This is a genomic window from Serratia sp. JSRIV006, assembly GCF_019968685.1.
Lineage (GTDB): Bacteria > Pseudomonadota > Gammaproteobacteria > Enterobacterales > Enterobacteriaceae > Chania > Chania fonticola_B.
This window is the reverse complement of record NZ_CP074137.1, coordinates 1,494,956-1,512,782: the sequence shown is the minus strand read 5'-3', so window position 1 is coordinate 1,512,782 and position 17,827 is coordinate 1,494,956. Positions and strand designations below refer to the sequence as shown.

Below are 17,827 nucleotides of genomic sequence, written 5' to 3'. Positions count from 1 at the left end.
ATCGAACGGGGAACCGGTCAGTTGGTGTGGATTGATACAGGCAAAATCAGATAGCGTCTTGACGCGCTAAAATCAGCTAATCCACTGAATTTCAGGCATAAAAAAAGACGTCTGTTGACGTCTGTTTATTTCAAATGGTACGCCCTACAGGGCTCGAACCTGTGACCTACGGCTTAGAAGTTCCTAGATCTACCTTTTAAAACAGTAAATTACCGCATCCCACCGCGCTCACACGTCCCAAGATGCAAAAACTTGTCAAATCCTGCCAATCCATGTGAAAACATCCGTGTCCCACATTCGTCCCCTCACACAACCAAGTCGTCAAACTCGCTCGTGCGTGGTTTGCCTGAACTTCTCCCGGCGCATCATAATACTGAGTTATGAGTTAAAAATCCCCACTTCACGGTTAGCCAAATCAGTAGAAACAAGTACGATATTGAACGCAGAAGCATCAGCACTAACACCGGTTACAGAGATGTTTACTAAAGCCCCTGAAGTGCCGAATACCCCTGGCGTATAAGACTTAACTTCAAGTATGGCAGCTGAGGCACCAAAACTTTCAACTGAAAATTTAAGAGTAACGAGGCCGTCACGATGAACCCCGGTTGCCGTATCCCTAACGGCTATTTTAAGCTGCCGAGGGGGGAGCGTTACTGTTGATCCAATTGCGGGTTGAGTGAGTGGAATGCTCAGCGTTTGCCCTGCTCCTAAGATTTGCTTTGTTTTACCATCAGTAAACCCGTATGCGTTAACAACCCTGTTAGGCCCTGTGTTGCAGCGGTCATCAATACCGATATTAGACTTGATGTTAACCTTTAATGGCTCGGTTACCATTTTCAGTGGTGCAACAGTGCATCCCGCGAAATCGCCACCGGTGGCGACCAGAGTCATGTTTGTGGAGGCTCCTGATGAAACGATGCTGTACTGAGGCGTGATATCTCCACTGCCGTCATCGTTAGCACCAACTTCGGTATCTATTGCACTCAGCAGTATTTTTGCCCCTGGCCCCTCTAGGTATAAATGGGTGCAGTTATTTGTGTTAATGCTATCCTTGCCATTCCTCCGCATTGATAGTGCGTCGATAATCCACTGCGCATTTATTCCTACAACCCCGGCCCCAGAGGCCCTATCACAAATTCCGCCTATGATTACATTGTGTTTAGCCGAGAATCCGTAGTAGTTAGCTGCGCCGTTCCATTCGTTTTTCACGCCAACGAATAGATTATCATTTGCCCCAGTTAGCAGGCGTACGCCATCAAGAAGGTTCGCATTTATATACCCTCCGATATACTTTGAATCGATGGTATTTCTTACACCATAGTTGTTACCGGACACGTGACATAGCAGTGCATCGACTTCATTAACATAATAACTCAGGTTGCCGATGCCAGCGGCGAATCCATAAAATCCGCACTGATACAAGCTGATGCGCTGCAAATTTCTTGATAAATCATTTTTTGTAAGCCCGCTTAAGCCTCTAGCTGGACCGCCCCCCCACACTGCCAGCCCGTGCAGTGCAACATACAGGTTAAATTTAAAGACTGATGATGCTCCGTCTGCAACACAAATTGCAGCTCCTACACCTTTCAACGACTCCTTCCCGGTTATGGTGTACGGCAGCGTGGAATACCCAAATAAAACTGTATGATCAGGTAGTGCAGCATCCCCAATGTTGTAGTAGCTAGCAACATCCGGGAAAAAGATTACAGGTGATTCTTGCCGCGCCTCAATCAATGCATGGGTATGGTTCATTACTGGGTTGGCGGAGTTTGCATCAGCAATTTCTGCTTCAGACATATAGTCTTGAATGCTTACCATCTCTTTCAGTTTGCGGCTCAAAGTTGACTGCATATAACCGACCATGGTTGCGCCGATCGATGAGGACAACTGAGACTGGCTAACTGCGTCGTTGACCAACAGGTAACCGCCAGGGGCGGCTAGTTGTTGCCGTAGCTGATCCGGATCGTACTTCAACACGTTCGGGAAATAGAACTGCTGGACATTGTAGGCGTCATAGACTGCCATCGAGTGGCCTTCGACGGTCACAAACTTGGAGATCTGCCCACCGTACACAGGATACCCGCCGGTGTTTATATTAATCGGCTGAGCGATCGGCACCAGGCTGTCATCCTCGTTCTGGATGTATACCTGGATCTGGTTTTCAGGGATGGTCGGATCGGTGTCGATTTTACCGATGTAAATTTTCCCGCCAGCCGCCGCTTTTAGGGAGCGCGCCAAGGTGAATAGTTGTGACGGCATTGATACAACAACGTTCGGGGTAATGGTGTCAGCCATTTAGTTTTCTCCAGGCGTGCAGAAACCCCACAAGGCGCGGCTTGCGGTGGTGTGTATTAAGGTTTATTCAGACCACGGTGGTCTTATTGTTTATAAAAACAGTAGATCATATGATGCCGATCCACCTTGTGTGAGGTATCAACTTATGGCCAGAGATGACCCGCAATTCAATTTGCGTCTACCTAAAGAGCTGAAAGAAAAGGTTAAGCAACGTGCGGCACTTAATGACCGCTCTCTCAATGCCGAACTCGTGCAGATCGTGCGTGATGCCCTGGCACAGCCGTCGCCAGTTGCAGGCTACAGGAGCGACGCAGAACAGATAGCCGATCAGCAGGCTGAAACCGTCAAGAAGATGGTTTTCGAAACGCTCGTGCAGATGTATGCTGATAAAAAATAACCCGGCGCTTGGCCGGGTAAAATAGGGGAATACTTGTGAGACTGTTGATTATAGGAGCTCTGCTTTTTTCATCTTTCACGGTTCTTGCTGAAGAAAAGCGACAGGATCCAGAGATGAAGTTTATGAATGACCTGATAGTTAACGCTAAGCTCGCTGGGGTGTGCGGAGCTTACAAGCAAATGGCTGACTTTCAAGCCGCAACTCAAATGCCCGGCGGTGATGAATTCATTGAAAGATTCGCAGCAACCGAAATGGCCAGATTGGGAATGTCCATACCTGAGTTTACCGCTCTTTGTGAACAGGCAATTAACAACTACAATAATCTGAATAGGATGTCCCAATAGCCATCCTTGGCTAAGGGTATGTTATTTTTTACACGCCACAAGAAGGTTGCGTGAAATGGTGCTACCTCCCATAGCGAAATCTGGCTGAGCTGTTGCCACCCAACCCTTGTCGCCTGCCATAGTGTAAGTGTCATAACCTTTTGCACCGCATAGGTCACCCGCCTTTTCCAGACACATGCCCCACGTTCTGGCCATGCCGGAGCAGTCGATAGAGTACGCCTCTCGACCATCCGGTGTGTAGGTTTTGGATGAATTAGCGCAGCCTGATAGCAACGCAATAGCTGCAAGAATATAAGTTAGTTTTTTCACTGGAATACCTCTATTGGTTTATAGCAAAGATGATATATCCAGAGTTGCTTTTAAGCCATCCGTGGCTATTTACTATTTTTCTTCTGGCGTACCGCCGAGCCAATTCAGCAAGCCCACTTTCGCTATAGCTTGTTTTGTTGGGTCGTCTAGAGTAGCGGCCCAGCGCTGATACTCCCGGCTGCGGGTTAAAGCCTTCTGAACCCCTTCCCTAGCGGATGCCAATCTAATGGAATCAGCAGATGCCATCAGTCGAGCTGCATTCCTGAACTTACTGGAAGCAATCAACTGATCTGCAGCTACCGTCCGAGCCGTTTTCTTCCCGGCGAGCGTTGAAGCGATAACGGACGCGGTCCCCGCTCCTGGTAAACCAACTGATGAACTGACGCCTTCCGCCGCTGCCACTTTTTTCCCCACGTTATACACTTTGGAAATCATGCCGCCGTCTTTGTCAAACTGGTCAAGAAGAGACTGAATTCTACCTGTTGATATCTCGCTGGACTTAGCAACACGAATGCCATTAGCAACTGCATAGATGTCGTCTAAGCGCTTAGCTGCATCTGACGGTAAGTGCTTTGTCACGGCAGGAAGTGCGCCGCTGCGCTTAGCCCCCGAGTACCAGTCTACAAAGCCAGGGATATTGAGCTGCTGTTCCTTTCTTGACCCAAGAGTGAACGCGTCATTCAGTGCGGAGGCCACAACTTCCTGCCGCATATGCGGTGGCGTTGCTGCAATCAGCGTGTTGAACTGTTGGACGTTGCCTTTTCGCAGTCCCTGAATTGCTGGTGAGAGCCGAGATGTGAACGTTCCGCCGAGATCCTTACCCAGAGCAGTGACCATGTGGTCTTCAAGCTGCTTGCGCTGTGAAACCAGCCCTTTGGCCACGTCCCACTTGTCTCCCATGCCATGGGCCGCAGCAACAACCTTCTGGTCATCTGTTATCGCACCATAAAGTCGTTTTAATTCAGATGACGTCTGGTCTTTGAACGGGCCCTCATTTTTACTGATTGCCGCGCCGATCTGTTTGCGCGTGTTGTCGAGCAATGCATATGTTGGAGTTGAGCCTTTTTTGCCGAGTTTGGAGAAAATCATCTTCTCAGCCGGGGAGAGATTCTCAACGCCCCCCAGATCTTTGGCCTTACTCTTCAGCATTGATATGGTGTTCGTGGCTACAGATGGAGCTCTAGCCGGTATTTTGCCGCTAATTTCCCCATAGATTGCATCGGATTTCTTGGTTAGATCGTCAATGGCTTTTATGGACTCTGTTTTAAACTTATCTGAGAGTCCTACTTTGTTTGACGTTCCGCCCGCGACCTCGATCAGGTCATCAGCTTTTTGAGCCAAGGTGTTTATCGCTACATGTTCCTGCGCAGCGAGTTGGCTTGCCGGCACTGACTTTAACCCCTGCTCTATAGCCCGGTATGTAGGGTTTTTAGAGAAGTGAGAGGGTAGTAGCTGCTCTTCCATCCCCAGGCGCTTAGCTGCATCAATGGTGCTTTGATTTGGCCTTACCTCTTCGGCGGCTCGATACGCCTGTGGAGTTACACTTGCGGATTCGCCGCCCGCGCCTTGTACACTAACATTACGGGACAACAGCGAAGAGTCGGGAGACTCTGCTATGGTTCTTGCGGTAGCGCCCAGATCGGAAGATTGCGCCCCCTGAGTCACTACGTTTCGCAGATTTTCCCCTGCTGCCTCTACCCCACGATTTCCGATGGCTTTTGCGGCAGCGCCAATTCCTTTCGCCGCAAGATTAACGCCACCACCGGCCAAGACACCGATACCTAAATCCTGAGCCACGCCACCAATTGAGCCATCTTCGCCGCTGTTTGCCGCCAACGCACCAGTGGCGTTCTCCGCAAGTAAACGCGACGCCCCTTGCGTGATCCTTCCAGCTAGTGATGGGGCTGCGGCACCAAAGCGCGATGCTGATATAGGAGTCAGGTAAGGCAACGCCTCAGCAAAGATTTTCCCTTCGGTCGACTGAGGCGTCAGCGCATCCTGTTGTAGACCTATGCCAGAGGCAATGCCCTGTGTGGTAAGTCTCGGTGATGGCGAGTATGTGCCATCGCCGAGACCGAGCTGGTTGGCCGCCCACGATCCCGCGCTAGTGAAAGCGTCAGCAATCTCTGCGGGAATGTTTGCGACATTCACACCAGCTTGCAGCAACGCCTTTCCAGTTTCTGCGAAGCCGGTGCCAATTTGCTGGGCTCGGGTTTGAGGGACCTGTTGCCCTTTAGGCAGGTACTCATCAGCTTGCTGATTATGCAGACTTTCAGCGTAAGCGGTGGCCGCCCCCGGCGAACTGAACATGCCGAGATGCCGACCGGTTTGCATGAAGTTATCGATGGCCTCATCGTCAGACATGATCCTGCCATCATCGCTAACAGTGGGGATCAATACCTCGCGGCCATCAATATTGGTGGACATGCTACGCACGGTGCTGATGCTGCCATCGGAGTTTTTAACAACAGGCCTGTTGTGAATATCTATGTTGCCTTTTTCCAACACACCAGGAGGGTATGCAGTGAAAAACTGCTGGCGTGCGGCTTCGGCTTGATCGCCCGCTTGCGGTGCTACAACTTCATTGAAATACTGATCTTGGGCCGCCGCCTGCTGCTCCGGCGGTAACTGCTGAAATTGAGGGGACGCAATTACGTCCTTCCATGCTTTGGCCATTATTCACCCCATAGGCTGGAGAAACCCGCTTGCTGATCTGGCTGGGCAGATTGCGGAGTCTGAGCGGGCTCCTGATACCCGTATTGTTTCTTAACGTTCTGCAGTTTGTTTTGCAGTGTTTTCTCAATAGTACCGGCGGACTTTCTAAACGCTTCCTCGCTCATTTTCGGGCTTAATGCTCCAACAGCGTCAGACAGTTTTTTACCTTCCGCATCGGACAGCGCCCCCATCCCTTTAAGAGATTGGACCATAGGTAAAAACGTCTGAGCTTTGAAAGTGTCGAGTTGAGCCTCGAAGTTAGCCGCATCCGTACCAGGCACCGTCGGGAATGCCGAATTGAAGCCCACAGCTTTTTTTAAACCTGGGCTGTTAGTAATAGTGTTTAGCGAGTCGAGCGCGGTCTCGAAAGTGTCAACAGCGCCTTGTGCAGATGCCTGCCGATCAGCACGGGCTACTGCGGCCTTTTGTTGAACATCGAGCTGTTTCTGCTTCAATTCTTCAAGCTTGATTGAGTTGGTTTCACGCGCAATCTGTCTGTCGAGAACTTTGTCTTGTACCTCTGCCCGCTTTATTTCGCGATCAAGTGCTGCGTTTTGAGCGCTGATGTTCTGACCTCGAATCTGGATATCCTGCCCACGAGCCTGCAAACCTTCACCGGCTTGGTTACTGCGGACCATCTCAGCCAGTTTCTGCCGATCAATGGCACGGCCAGCAGCCTTATCTTGAAACTCGAAGTATTTCTCCGGGCCGATGGCGGCCATACCAAGATGGTCCGCAAACTCCCCGAATCCTTGAGGGTTTTGTTGGTACATTGTCGCCACGTCAGCAGGGTTTACGCCTGCTCTAGCTAGCTCACCAGCGTTTGACTGTAGCCACGTCCCCATTGTCTCAGGAGACTGTGCAGCCAGCCGCGCGGACGCCGCCAAGCTGCCTACGGTGTTACGCTGATCCTCATCGATAAAACCCATGCCATTTCGCACAGCTTCGAATTGTTCAGGGTATTGAGTGGCAAGCTGCCGCATCGCTCCGCGATCTCCTGAAGCATAGGCACCTGCGTAAGCTTTTTGGAATTCACCTTGCCGCTGTTGCTGCTGGCCCTGCTTCCAGGAGTTGAAAATTGACCCCGTTGCGTTTGCCATCTGCATACCGAGGTTGCTCTCCCCCGCCCGTGTGCGGTCGTTATTGTCGCGGATCATGCCAAGAGTTGCGTTAATGTCGCTTGCCTGTGGGGCATTGGCATTGTTCGTCCCAATCCCTGCTAGCAGACCTCCTGCATTACCCTGTTGCCACGTTGCCATATAGCCCCCTTAAAAGAGTGAACCGAGTGCGCCAACCCCGGCACCGATCGCGGTACCCCAACCAGGCATGATGGCAGTACCGGCTGCGGCACCGGCTGCGGCACCTTGAAGCGCACCCCCAAACTTGGATGGTTGGTTTGCGTTAGCGGCGGCAAGTGAGCCCTGCTGCTGTAGTAACTGCCCGGCGTTGTTCGCGTAGGACTGCCCGGCGTTTGCCTGCCCTTGCAGAGCACCTAAGCCAATATTGGCTAGGTTCTGATAATTGTTCATCTGCCCGGTTAGCCAGTTCTGGCCAAGCATTGGCGCGATCGCAGCCAGGCCGTTGCCAGTGGCTGTGGAACCTAAGCCGCCCGTAGCCTCAGCAGACGAGAGCTGCTGGTAGCGTGCTTGATTCGCGAGGTCTTTATACTGACCAGAGTTGTAGTAGTCGCCAAGTGCCTGCTGCTGGCCACCAAGGGAAGATAAGTTTTGCAGTTGGCTGACATACTGCTGAGCCAACGGCGTGAACGGAGCGAGATTCTGTAAGTTGGTTTGCCACATCTCGCGCTGCAGTTCTGTAGCTTGCCGAGTTGCATCAGCCTGCGCGCCCGCGCCATTGTCGCCGCCACCTTTACTGTACACAGCACGGTCACGAACTTTGTTCATCAGCTGGAAAATTAGCATTTTTGCATGTCCTCATACTGGGAGCGCTTGAGCTGGTAAAGCGTTACGCCAACCGGTTGGCCGTTGCTGAGATAGGCGTCATCAAGATGGCCGATTCGCGTAGCACCGAGCAGTCGGATAATCGCTCGACCGTATTTCGTGGCGTCAGGCACCATAGTGATGCTGTTTGTGAATGGGGAGTTCGCCAGTAGCCAGCGACAAAAAAGCCGGTGACCCTCAAGCGCATACTGGCCACGGAAGCCGGGATTATAGATGGCGTGACACTCAACAACTCCATGCCAAAAGTTGCGCACTTCATGCACCCCGACGAGCATTAAGCCTTCATAGATACCGAGATAAACAGCATCCGGCTTGATGAAGTAGCGATCGCCGTTGTCCACTATATTTCCGGTGTTAGCCTGATCGTTCAGAAACGTCTGCAACCTTATTGGGTTGTCGATTAGCTTGATTTCCATGCTACTGCTCCGCGATCATCTTGATGGTGGTAGCCGTGAATGCCGATCCGTTGGATTGGATGGTCATGATGCTGCCGTTTGTTGCGAGGAAGCCGCCCTGGTCAACACTGAAGAATGTCGCCATGAGGATGTTGTCTGTTGCCGTTGCGGCATTTCGACTGACAACCAGCGTGTCAGGAACAGCGCCGGAGAATGTCAGCTGCATAGACCGGTTTGTTGTTCCGCCCGTCCAGGTGCCGATGATCGACAGCTTAAAGTTAACCGTTTTGTTTTCGTTAAAAACGACCATCTTGTCGGCAGCAGTATCGAAGAACGGCGCGAAGGTGCCCGAGCTCGGCGTTAACGCTTTCAGCAACGTGACCAGGTTAGTCGCAGTGGTCGGGATGTTGAGCGTTAACCCGGTGAACGTAAGCTCTGACTTCTTGCGCGTGGTTTTGTATTCCAGCGCGGTTAAACGCGTGCCGTGGGCTGTCACCTGCGTTTGCAGCGCAGTTACGTTGGTTTGCAGGGTAGTAATATTCCCCTCTGCCGTGGTAACACGCGTTGTCAGTGTGGCGACGTTGGTCTGCAGTCCCATGATGTTGCTTTCAGCTGTGACCATCCGAACAGTCAGACCGGAAATGTTGGTCGTGTTCTGCGTGATCCGCGTTTCATGGTCTGCCAACTCGGCCTCATGTTCGGCCAGTTCCGCTTCGGCGGCGGTGATCCGTGTTTCGTGGTCTACCAGCTCCGCTTCCGCCGCAGTGATGCGTTCCTCGTGGTTAACGAGCGTGGCTTCAGCGGCAGTGATACGCTGTTCATGGTCGATCAGCGTCGCTTCTGCGGCATCAAGGCGAACCTCATGGTCAGCCAGTACCAAATCCTGCTCGTCGTTCTTTACCTGGGCATCCCAAGCTCCCTGACCGGCTTCGTTGGCTTTCCCGGCCACATTGACGAAATCTAGCGTTTGGTTGAGAACGTAATTCTGATAGGCACGTGAGAAAATAGCAGGCAGAGAGGAAGCATTAATACCCAGCGCCTGCACGGAAACCGGGTCTTTTAGAGAGTCATCAGCCATTATTCCACCCTGATTTGACATCCAGAAAGCGTCACTGGTGAATTAGTGATAACGCGGACCTTGAAGCCGATATTCTTCCGCACCCTGCCGATACGCTTCCAGATAACGCGTTTGTCGTAAACAAATGGCTCGTTTTGTTCGATCATCTGCTCACGGCCATAGTTGATTCCGTCCGTAGTTGCAGAAAGGAAGAGGCGGTCAGCTATTTGTGCCACGCCAGTTGACGCCTCAAGCTCGAAATCAAACACCCTGGCGTTATCAGCTTTGAATAATGGTGTGTAGAGCAGATGCTCCTGCTGCTTGCCATATTGGGCTGATGACGAGAAGTTAAGGCGACCTGTAACAGCCTCCACCTTGTCGCCGCAGGTTATCGCGTTACCTTCGTAAACAAGGTCAATCGCTCGATATACATCATCAGCTAACCCAGTTTTGAGAATGCACCACTGCTGGCCACTCTGGCTTGCTGATGCGTCATACGTTAAAACGTGGCGAGGGAGGTGAACGACCAATAACTCATGGGAATCGAAGCGCAACGACTCAAGCACCCCGGTAGCCAATTCATCAGCAGTGTAAGAGCGGAGTATTTTCTCAATAGATGCCGTGGCGATAGGCTTTGCCTGGCCGGAGTCGATCAGGTAGATGGATGGAGCACCGGTAGCCTGGTTGCTGATAATGGCAATGGCATCAAGGTAATTGCACTTGCAATAAGTCCCAGCAATACCCTTAGACACCATATAGGCAGGGTTATTTACATAAAGCGCAGCCCCTACCGTAGAGCTACCTGTTAACGTGAAATATTCAATCGTTGACGTGCCGAAGCACAAAACAAAGTCATTCCACGCACCTATCCCAATGATGCCATCAGGCTGTGACTCGGCGCGATATCTAGCCGAGTAGCGGTCTGGGTGAGACTCATCTTCAAGGTCAGTAATGTAAAAGTAATCCGTCCCTTCTTGGCACCAAACATAGCGACCACGAACGCGGCAGGCGTCACGCACCGGGGTAAAGTCATATGGCAGATAACCGCTATCTTCCGGCCAGTTAGTAACAGTGCGCACCGTGCCATCATAGCGATAGAGCACCAACTGACCGTCAACCACGACCGCTTGGCTTGTCCTACTGTGCGCCATTGACACCCTGCCGCTACCAGCAACACTACCTACACTGGTTGCGCCACGATAAATAGAGCCCCCAAGAACGCGATACACGGCGTTTTGAGAGGTATTAAACTGAGCGCCACGAGAAACACCGGAAACGTCAGACACTTTATCAATACCAGGGAAAGACCGCAGATAGCCGGACGCATTCAGGACTTCTTTCGGTGTCGCCAACATATTTACCGGCAGCAGATCAACATAGTCAGCGTTGCGGTAGTCTTTTCCGAGCCCTTTAGATAATGGCAATTGTTGAATTGGCATGGGTCACCTACGGGTTTGGAATATCGCCATCGATTGGAGGTAGATCGCCTGGGTAATATCGGTCGCTAGTAAACACGTCGTATTTATTCCCCTGACCAACAGGGAAGTAGCCACGACGCCGCATTGATGGTACAGATACCGTATCTGTTAGAAGGGCGTCATACGAGCGCTGTGCGTTGGTTAGAACCTGCGGAGTTGGCTCAAGGCTGTAATCTGACATCATGCGTAAAAGAAGCTGATAGCCAGTTGCCTGTTTGTATTTGCGTGGTAGGCCAGAGTCATCATCGGGATGAGGCTCTTCGTCATCAGCGGCAAACAGATAGCCAATGGTGCCGGGGTTGATTTGCCACTCGTACATCATATCTTCAAGGTCGGACACGCCATCAGCCACTGACTGTGGCTCTACATCCGTCAATGTCGCATTTGATGCCACCGCAAACTTACGCAGTGCGAACAGTACGATCTCACCCTTTGTCAGTGTCGTTGCCATTATCAGCCGCCTTGCGTCCACGCTTACCAACCGGCTTGATGTCATCAACGGAAGCCACGAAGCCGAGCTTTTCGTAAATCGGGAAGTCTATTTCTTGGATTACAGCTTGAACGTGTCCGGCCTCGTTCTCTGCTGCGATAAAAACGCTCATGCGATCCATTTGCTGCTCCAAAGAAAAAAGGGGCCGAAGCCCCTTATGGTTACGGATTACCGAAGAACTGTCCGCCCATATGTGGGTTGAAGCACACATAAGCTGGCAGCAAGTCGAAACGCATTTTCTGAATGTTGGCATCACCATCAGCGTATTTGTGTACGCGGATAGAGAAGCCTTCATAGGTGGCGACAGCAGAATCGATGCTGTTCAGTTTCGGCAGCGGGATGGTGCCCAGGCCGCAGAAGAACTTGTTGTAGAACAGGTTCGGCTTCATGGTCTGGCTAGCAGTACCGACAACAGTAACCGCATCACCTGCTGCTACCTGACGGCTTACCGCGTTGTATTGCGGGTTAGTGGTGTCGTAAATCGGAACACCAGACAGAGTTACCGTCACTACGCCGCCTGCAGTGGAGTTTGCGTCAGTCAGAACTGTTGCAGTAAAGCTGATCGGGGTTGAACCGTTATAGAGCGCCTGCTTGCTCTGCTGTTGCAGCCAGTAGGTGTTGGTGAACTTGATCTGATCGCCAGCCTTCAGGAAGCCGGTGACGCTAGCAGTGGCACCAGTCAGCGCAACAGTGAACTGATAAGTGTCTTTCACGGCGTTGTAGGTTACTGTCGGCGCAGTCTGAACGGTTAACGTGCCGCCAAATGCACCTTGAGTGCGAGATGCCAGGCCGTTAGACATCAGCGCACGGATACCGCCGAAGTTAGACGCAATCTGCGCCTGTTCCCATGCGGTACGAACCAGCTGATCAGATGCATGCAGACCAGACTGAGCATCAGCCAAGCGCTGCGCAGACCATGGGTCCATCACCGCGTAGTTCTCGCCCTCTTCAACTCCCAAATCCTTCAGGAAAGATGCGGTTTGCGCCACATCAGACCATTTGTTGATCGGGGTGTTCGGGCTGCCCAATGACAGTGCGCCATTGTTCATCATGAACTTGGCGAGTTCGGTTTCCAGGTCGGTGACGATACGCTGTCGAACTGGAGCCAGGATTTCGTCCAGTTGGTTCAGCTTGATAGCTTCTTCCAATTGGCCGTATTCCACTGCGACCGTAATGTAGTTACCTACGCGGCCAGTGGCTTTGCCGGAGATCAGGTTGTTCTTCGCCTGCCCAGAAATGTCACCAGTAGCAGTGCGCAGAGATGCGAACTGATGCGGACGCTTGAAGCTAACACTATCACCAGTGCTTGAGTTAATTTCACCGGCCAGCAATTGGCGGTCTACGGTTTTACAAAGAACCAGGTCGGACATAAAGCCTGGCAAGAACTTCTTCAGGACAATTTGACTGACGTTACTGTTGAGATCATTAGTAGCCATTTAAAGCTTCCTTATTCAATTTTTGCGCCGGGGCAGAGTTTGTTGAAATCATCTTGTTTCGCATCAGCACCGCCACCGCGAACCTCCGGCTCTGGTTTGGTTGCTTTCTTGGGTTTAGGTGCAAGGCTTACTTGCTTGCTAATTTGGCCCAAGAGGAATGCTGCGCGAATTGGGTCTGTCTCAGCGGCTACACGCTGGCGTAGTTGTTGGCTCTTACCTAGCCCGTAGGCAATCAATTCCGAGCCTTCGTCAGCACAGTGGATCAGGATTTCCTTGTGCAGGTCCGGCACCTCTGCGCGAACGATTTCCTCCATCTCCTGGTAGTCTTTCACCGGAAGCTTGGCGGCTCGTTGCTTATGGGCATCGACACGCTGCTGAAAACGCTGCTGGTACTCCTGCTGCTGACGCTGTTGTTGCTGCTTGGCTTGCTCGGCACGGCTTTTCTTCTCATGCCAGTCAGTCACTGCCCGTTCGAATGCCTCCTCGTCGTACTCACACGACTCAAGCGTTGGCTTAGGCGGCACCGCCTCTACTTGTGGTTGCTGCACTTCCGCTGGCTTGGATTGAACCTGCTCAAGCTGGCGACGCAACTCCCGGTTTTCTTTTTGTGTTTCTTTGAAGCCCTTGCGCAGTTCCCTTACCCATTGCGGGGCAGGTTGCCCATCAATATGCTCATCATCCTCAGTGCTAAGGCTGATTTCTTCATCACCGATCTGCAGTGAGTAATCCTCTGTCTGCTCTTCGGGCTGTTCACCTTCGGTTTCCGCCTTCTGCTCTGGCTTGTCCTGGCTCTTTCCCTCAGGCTTTGGCTGTGCTTCAGCGATTACTTCTTCGGCTGATTCCTGTTTTTCAGACAGGTCAATAACCTGACCGTCGATGATCAGTTCGCTTTCCATTGATTACTCCTGGTTGATTAGCTCGGCATTGAGTCTGCCGGTGACTGAGATGATTTGAGTATGTCTACGATATCCAAACGCTGTGAATGCCCTTGCGCCTGACCCTTGAGAACTAACTCAGCATCAGCTCTTGCGTTATCGCCTTGCTGTTGCTGGAATTGGCCAAGCATTTTTAGGGCTTCTCGGATATCTGATTTTTGCTGGCTGTCTGCGGATGCGAGGATTTTGACAACGTTTGCTGCCGCGACTTGAGCGTCAGTTTGCGCCTGGAATGCCTTAACCTGAATGGCAACCTCTTCGTTCTGCGCCTTCTTCAGCTCTGCCTGGCCTGCAAATAGCTGACCCTGAGCTGCGATCATTTCAGGTTTCGGCTGTTGCTGCTGCGCCTGCTGAGCTTGAGCAACCATCTGCTCCTCCTCTTGATTGCGAGGTTTAACAGCGCCGGATGTCAGCAGTTGCTTGCGGTTGTACTCTTTGAAGTCATCCAACCCTTCTCCGTCCAGGTTATCCAAGATAATTCCCTGAATCACTGGCCGCATCGGGTCTTGTGGCAACATAGCGTTCAATATGCCAGTTAGCACACTCACGGTTGCATCGCGCCTGGCGGTGTAACTTGGTCCAACGTCAACAGTTACGTCATAGCGACCGGTGGACAGGTCGTTTAATGCAACCACCTTCCCGGTTTGCCTATCGGTAACTTGCGCGTTCATCAGCGCAATATCATCAGTACCATCCTGGTTAACGATTCGCACTTCGCGATCTGAACCGTAAACCTCGCGAGCCATCGACAACCAGACCTCACCTGCCCGCTTTAGGCTCTTAGCCATATTATCCAGGTAGATAAACGACGCCATGTCCGAGCGGTTCATTAGGCTATTGACCGTGTCATTGGCAATGTTGCTAGGCATCTGCTGCATTGCCTGGCTGCCGCCGGTTACCTCTTGAATATCAGCGCTGGTTTGCTGCAATAGAGCTGCAAGCGCCTGATTCATCACTGCTGGCTGCGTGTAACCTGCCGGAGTTGCACCTGAGATGATTTCACCAGCTTTATTCTTAACCTCTCGTAATGGCAAGAATGCTGGTCGCTTCTTGTTTCTGGCCTCCCAGTGCTTTTCGAGCCCACGAATCTGCTCCATCCCGACGATAGGGATTGAACCAGGGTCTTGAGCGGCAGTATCAGCCAACATCGAAACCTGAAGGTTATAAAGCCGCTGTGGGTCCATCGCTTTTGCAATGTGGCCCTCAACGCGCTCTATGTCATCGATAAACCAGCGCTTGCCATACACCGGGATAAGCGGGATGTGCTCACCAGGGATGCGGCGAGGCTTCTCTAAGAAGTTCTCACCGTCCACCACTGATACGTACACGCGACGGCGCTTAACAGAACGCCGAGCAACCTCAACGAATCCAGCCTCCGCCAGTTCATCTTCGATATCCTCAATCTGGTCGCTGTCATACGTGGCAATCTCGCCGGTGATCGGCTGCTGATAGCTGACAACATCCACTGACTCCTTGCGGATCTCGTAATACTTGGCGATGTAGATAACTTCCGGTGCGAACCAGTCATATTCCCACGCCGTCATTGTGGTGGTATCGAGTGATGTCGGAGGTGTTTTGCCATATTCCGCTTCGTACTTTTCAGGCGATAGCGAATACATGCAGAAGGCCCATAGCGCATCTGATTTGTCATACTTCTTGGCATCAGGGTCAAACCAGACTGACCGTGACGGGTCATAAATTGGCTCAAAGCCAGTACGCTGGCGCTCGTCCATCGGGTCGTATTCGTTAACCAGCATTGAGGTTAAACGGAAGCACCCAAACCCACCGGTGGCCGCGTCGTCAAATGCGTTATCACAAGCCTCTCCGCCATCAGTTTCTTCGTAATCAGCACGGAACAGGCCATTCAGCTTATTCGCTAACTCTTCGCTTGCTGCCTTGTCGCCAGGGCGAAACTTAACGGTGATGCGGTTATTGCGATATTCAGCAATGATGCGGTTTAGTTCGGTAGCAACCTTGTTGATTTCAAACTTCGGATACTTTTCGAACTGGTCATCAAGTTTGGTTCCTGCTGCCGTCGCCCCTTCCCACTGTCCGCCAGGAACCCTGGCAAACCGAGTAGCTTCGATGCACTTTTCACGCACATCCTGCTGCGGCGAATAGGCGCGGTCGAACCTGAGCATGATGCGCTCATGTTTTTTCTCTAATGTTTCTGCCATGTTTACCAACCGGAGGATGAGGGGACGTGGATTTCCGTTTCTTCTGGAGCCAATGCCGGGCAGTGCATACACATCATCAAAGCGTCTGCCAGGTTAGGTGATGGGATTCCGAGCTTCTGCTTCATCTCGACCTTGGTCATAAGCTCAAGCTTCCCATTGCCATTAAACTTGCGCTGAATCTGCGTGAGTTCTGCGAATAGCTTCTCAAGCATCTGATCGCCGATCGCCTCTTTGTCGAAGCTCAGCATTTCATCTGGGTCAGCGTATTCGCCATGCTCAACTGCGCGATATGTCAGATAAAGCCTGTCAGCAAGTGTGTAATAGAACTGCGCTCGCTTATTGCGGAATACGTCGCCTATAGTGCGGATGTTGTCACCTTGCACTACTTCATCAGACCATGCGCCAGACTGATACGGGGCATCTTCATCAAATGGCGATTCACTACCCTTGAACATCGTTGCGGTTATTTTCTTTCCGCTAAATGAGTCGGCAGTTTGCCTGCGAAGCCCGGCGCCTATACCGTCGCCATCCCATAGATAGTGATCTGCTCCATCTGCTATTGCCTGTGATGTGGCCCAGTCTGCGCCTTCGTTGATGTCCATCAGCAGGCCTTCTGCGATGCGCTTCACTACCGAGCCATGGCGAGAAGCATAACCTTTTGCATCTGGGCCCGTATCTGACGGGTCGTGTGCAGCAACTACAGCTCCCCTGGCTTTCCACCCCAGCTTTTTGTGGGCGTCCGTTGCAGCTTCCAGCCATTCACGCTTAATAATTGCCATATCACTTGCGCTTACTGGCTCACCTAGCCAGATGTGACGATACAACGTTGGATTGCGTCGCTTGCACTCCTCCATCTCCAAGCGGAGAACCTCGGGGAAGTGCGGGTTATCGGTGTAGTTAACTGTCAGCAGACAAATGTCATCGGGATGGTCAACGACAAAGCGCTGGTAGGTGTCATCTAGGATGTTCTTTGGGTTGAAGCTTACCCATATCTCAGAGTTAGGCTTGCGGATGGTCGGGATCAGGATGTCCCATGACTCTTTTGTTACCGCCTCAGCCTCTTCCACCCAGCAGATGTCGACCCCCTCAAGGGATTTAATCTTCGTCGGGTTGTTCTTGATGCCGTAGAACATGAACTCGGCGCCAGTACCGAGATGGCGGATCATCGAGCGCTGAATCTCAAAATCAGCCGCATAGCCCTCACGCTCTATTGTGTCCTCAAGCAAGCGGATCACAGAGTCGCTGATGCTGTTCTGCAGTTCACGAGCGCATAGGATACGAATGGCCTGGCGCCTGGATGCTTCAATAAGCAAGCGAGCTATTGCCCACGACTTCCCGCTACCTCGACCGCCCTTAGCGACCTTGTAACGATGCGCATCAATGAACGGTTGAAAGATAGGGTTAATCGTTGTCATTTTCCGAATAGCGTACTCATTGGGGAGGTTTCAACCTGGATGGCGCCACCATCTTTACCAACAATCTCATTGGTAACCTTGTCGCCATACTTACGAGGGTTCATTCTTGCCAGCGCCCACTTGCGGGTGTCGATGCGAAGGCGAGCCTTTCCAACAGCGGCAGCATCTTCTGCCACTTCGTCAGCAATACCGAACATATCTTCGAAAATTGCGTCAGCTCTTGCCTCTGTCGCCTTTGCGTACTTGTCGCGAAATTCTTCATGCGCAGATAGCCAACGGAACACTGTTGACTTGTCCGGCATCCTAGGGCGCTTGCAAACTTTCAATAAGCTTTCGCCAGATGCAAGCAGTGCACAAATGTCATCCGCCACCTCTGGTAAGTAATCAGAAGGGCGGCCAACTTTACTGTTAGTCGCCATATCA

General features: G+C 51.8%; 17 protein-coding genes. 2 read left to right on the top strand and 15 right to left on the bottom strand.

Translation table 11 applies throughout. From position 1 onward, the window contains the following. Positions 1-378 precede the first annotated feature (378 nt). On the bottom strand, positions 379-2,295 hold the full coding sequence (locus tag KGP16_RS06960; RefSeq protein ID WP_223501066.1) for a phage head-binding domain-containing protein: 1,917 nt from the start codon (positions 2,293-2,295) through the stop codon (positions 379-381). Between the two features lie 145 nt (positions 2,296-2,440). Here KGP16_RS06960 and KGP16_RS06955 point away from each other — a divergent pair, with 145 nt between their 5' ends. Then, positions 2,441-2,692, top strand: coding sequence for an Arc family DNA-binding protein (locus tag KGP16_RS06955; protein WP_223501065.1), 252 nt, complete (start codon positions 2,441-2,443; stop codon positions 2,690-2,692). A gap of 35 nt (positions 2,693-2,727) precedes the next feature. Next, positions 2,728-3,036: a hypothetical protein gene (locus KGP16_RS06950; protein ID WP_223501064.1), complete on the top strand. Its 309-nt coding sequence runs from the start codon at positions 2,728-2,730 to the stop codon at positions 3,034-3,036. 21 nt (positions 3,037-3,057) lie between these two features. Here the strand turns inward: KGP16_RS06950 and KGP16_RS06945 are convergent, their stop codons facing one another. The 14 genes from KGP16_RS06945 to KGP16_RS06880 form a co-directional block, all read right to left on the bottom strand. Next, positions 3,058-3,345: a hypothetical protein gene (locus tag KGP16_RS06945; protein WP_223501063.1), complete on the bottom strand. Its 288-nt coding sequence runs from the start codon at positions 3,343-3,345 to the stop codon at positions 3,058-3,060. A 72-nt stretch (positions 3,346-3,417) separates the two neighbouring features. Then, positions 3,418-6,021: a hypothetical protein gene (locus KGP16_RS06940; protein WP_223501062.1), complete on the bottom strand. Its 2,604-nt coding sequence runs from the start codon at positions 6,019-6,021 to the stop codon at positions 3,418-3,420. Continuing rightward, positions 6,021-7,319, bottom strand: a complete 1,299-nt coding sequence (locus tag KGP16_RS06935) for a phage DNA ejection protein (RefSeq protein WP_223501061.1) — start codon at positions 7,317-7,319, stop codon at positions 6,021-6,023. The genes KGP16_RS06940 and KGP16_RS06935 overlap by 1 nt, the downstream gene beginning before the upstream one ends. 9 nt (positions 7,320-7,328) lie before the next feature. After that, a complete protein-coding gene (locus tag KGP16_RS06930) occupies positions 7,329-7,982 on the bottom strand; it encodes a DNA transfer protein (RefSeq protein ID WP_223501060.1) in 654 nt (217 codons plus the stop codon). Next, positions 7,976-8,437: a DUF2824 family protein gene (locus tag KGP16_RS06925; protein ID WP_223501059.1), complete on the bottom strand. Its 462-nt coding sequence runs from the start codon at positions 8,435-8,437 to the stop codon at positions 7,976-7,978. The genes KGP16_RS06930 and KGP16_RS06925 overlap by 7 nt, the downstream gene beginning before the upstream one ends. A 1-nt stretch (position 8,438) precedes the next feature. Continuing rightward, on the bottom strand, positions 8,439-9,494 hold the full coding sequence (locus KGP16_RS06920) for a tail needle knob protein (protein WP_223501058.1): 1,056 nt from the start codon (positions 9,492-9,494) through the stop codon (positions 8,439-8,441). Further along, a complete protein-coding gene (locus KGP16_RS06915; RefSeq protein WP_223501056.1) occupies positions 9,494-10,912 on the bottom strand; it encodes a packaged DNA stabilization protein in 1,419 nt (472 codons plus the stop codon). Before KGP16_RS06915 ends, KGP16_RS06920 begins: the two co-directional genes overlap by 1 nt. Positions 10,913-10,919: 7 nt before the next feature. Next, a complete protein-coding gene (locus KGP16_RS06910) occupies positions 10,920-11,402 on the bottom strand; it encodes a packaged DNA stabilization gp4 family protein (protein WP_223501055.1) in 483 nt (160 codons plus the stop codon). Next, complete coding sequence (locus KGP16_RS06905) at positions 11,377-11,562, bottom strand: hypothetical protein (RefSeq protein ID WP_223501054.1); 186 nt, start codon at positions 11,560-11,562, stop codon at positions 11,377-11,379. The genes KGP16_RS06910 and KGP16_RS06905 overlap by 26 nt, the downstream gene beginning before the upstream one ends. Before the next feature lie 40 nt (positions 11,563-11,602). Further along, positions 11,603-12,877, bottom strand: coding sequence for a P22 phage major capsid protein family protein (locus KGP16_RS06900; protein ID WP_223501053.1), 1,275 nt, complete (start codon positions 12,875-12,877; stop codon positions 11,603-11,605). 11 nt (positions 12,878-12,888) lie between these two features. Next, positions 12,889-13,773: a phage capsid protein gene (locus tag KGP16_RS06895; RefSeq protein ID WP_223501052.1), complete on the bottom strand. Its 885-nt coding sequence runs from the start codon at positions 13,771-13,773 to the stop codon at positions 12,889-12,891. A gap of 17 nt (positions 13,774-13,790) precedes the next feature. Then, positions 13,791-15,989, bottom strand: coding sequence for a portal protein (locus KGP16_RS06890; RefSeq protein ID WP_223501051.1), 2,199 nt, complete (start codon positions 15,987-15,989; stop codon positions 13,791-13,793). A gap of 2 nt (positions 15,990-15,991) precedes the next feature. After that, on the bottom strand, positions 15,992-17,404 hold the full coding sequence (locus tag KGP16_RS06885) for a PBSX family phage terminase large subunit (RefSeq protein ID WP_223501050.1): 1,413 nt from the start codon (positions 17,402-17,404) through the stop codon (positions 15,992-15,994). Beyond that, on the bottom strand, positions 17,401-17,823 hold the full coding sequence (locus KGP16_RS06880) for a ubiquitin carboxyl-hydrolase (protein WP_223501049.1): 423 nt from the start codon (positions 17,821-17,823) through the stop codon (positions 17,401-17,403). Before KGP16_RS06880 ends, KGP16_RS06885 begins: the two co-directional genes overlap by 4 nt. Between the last annotated feature and the right edge of the window lie 4 nt (positions 17,824-17,827).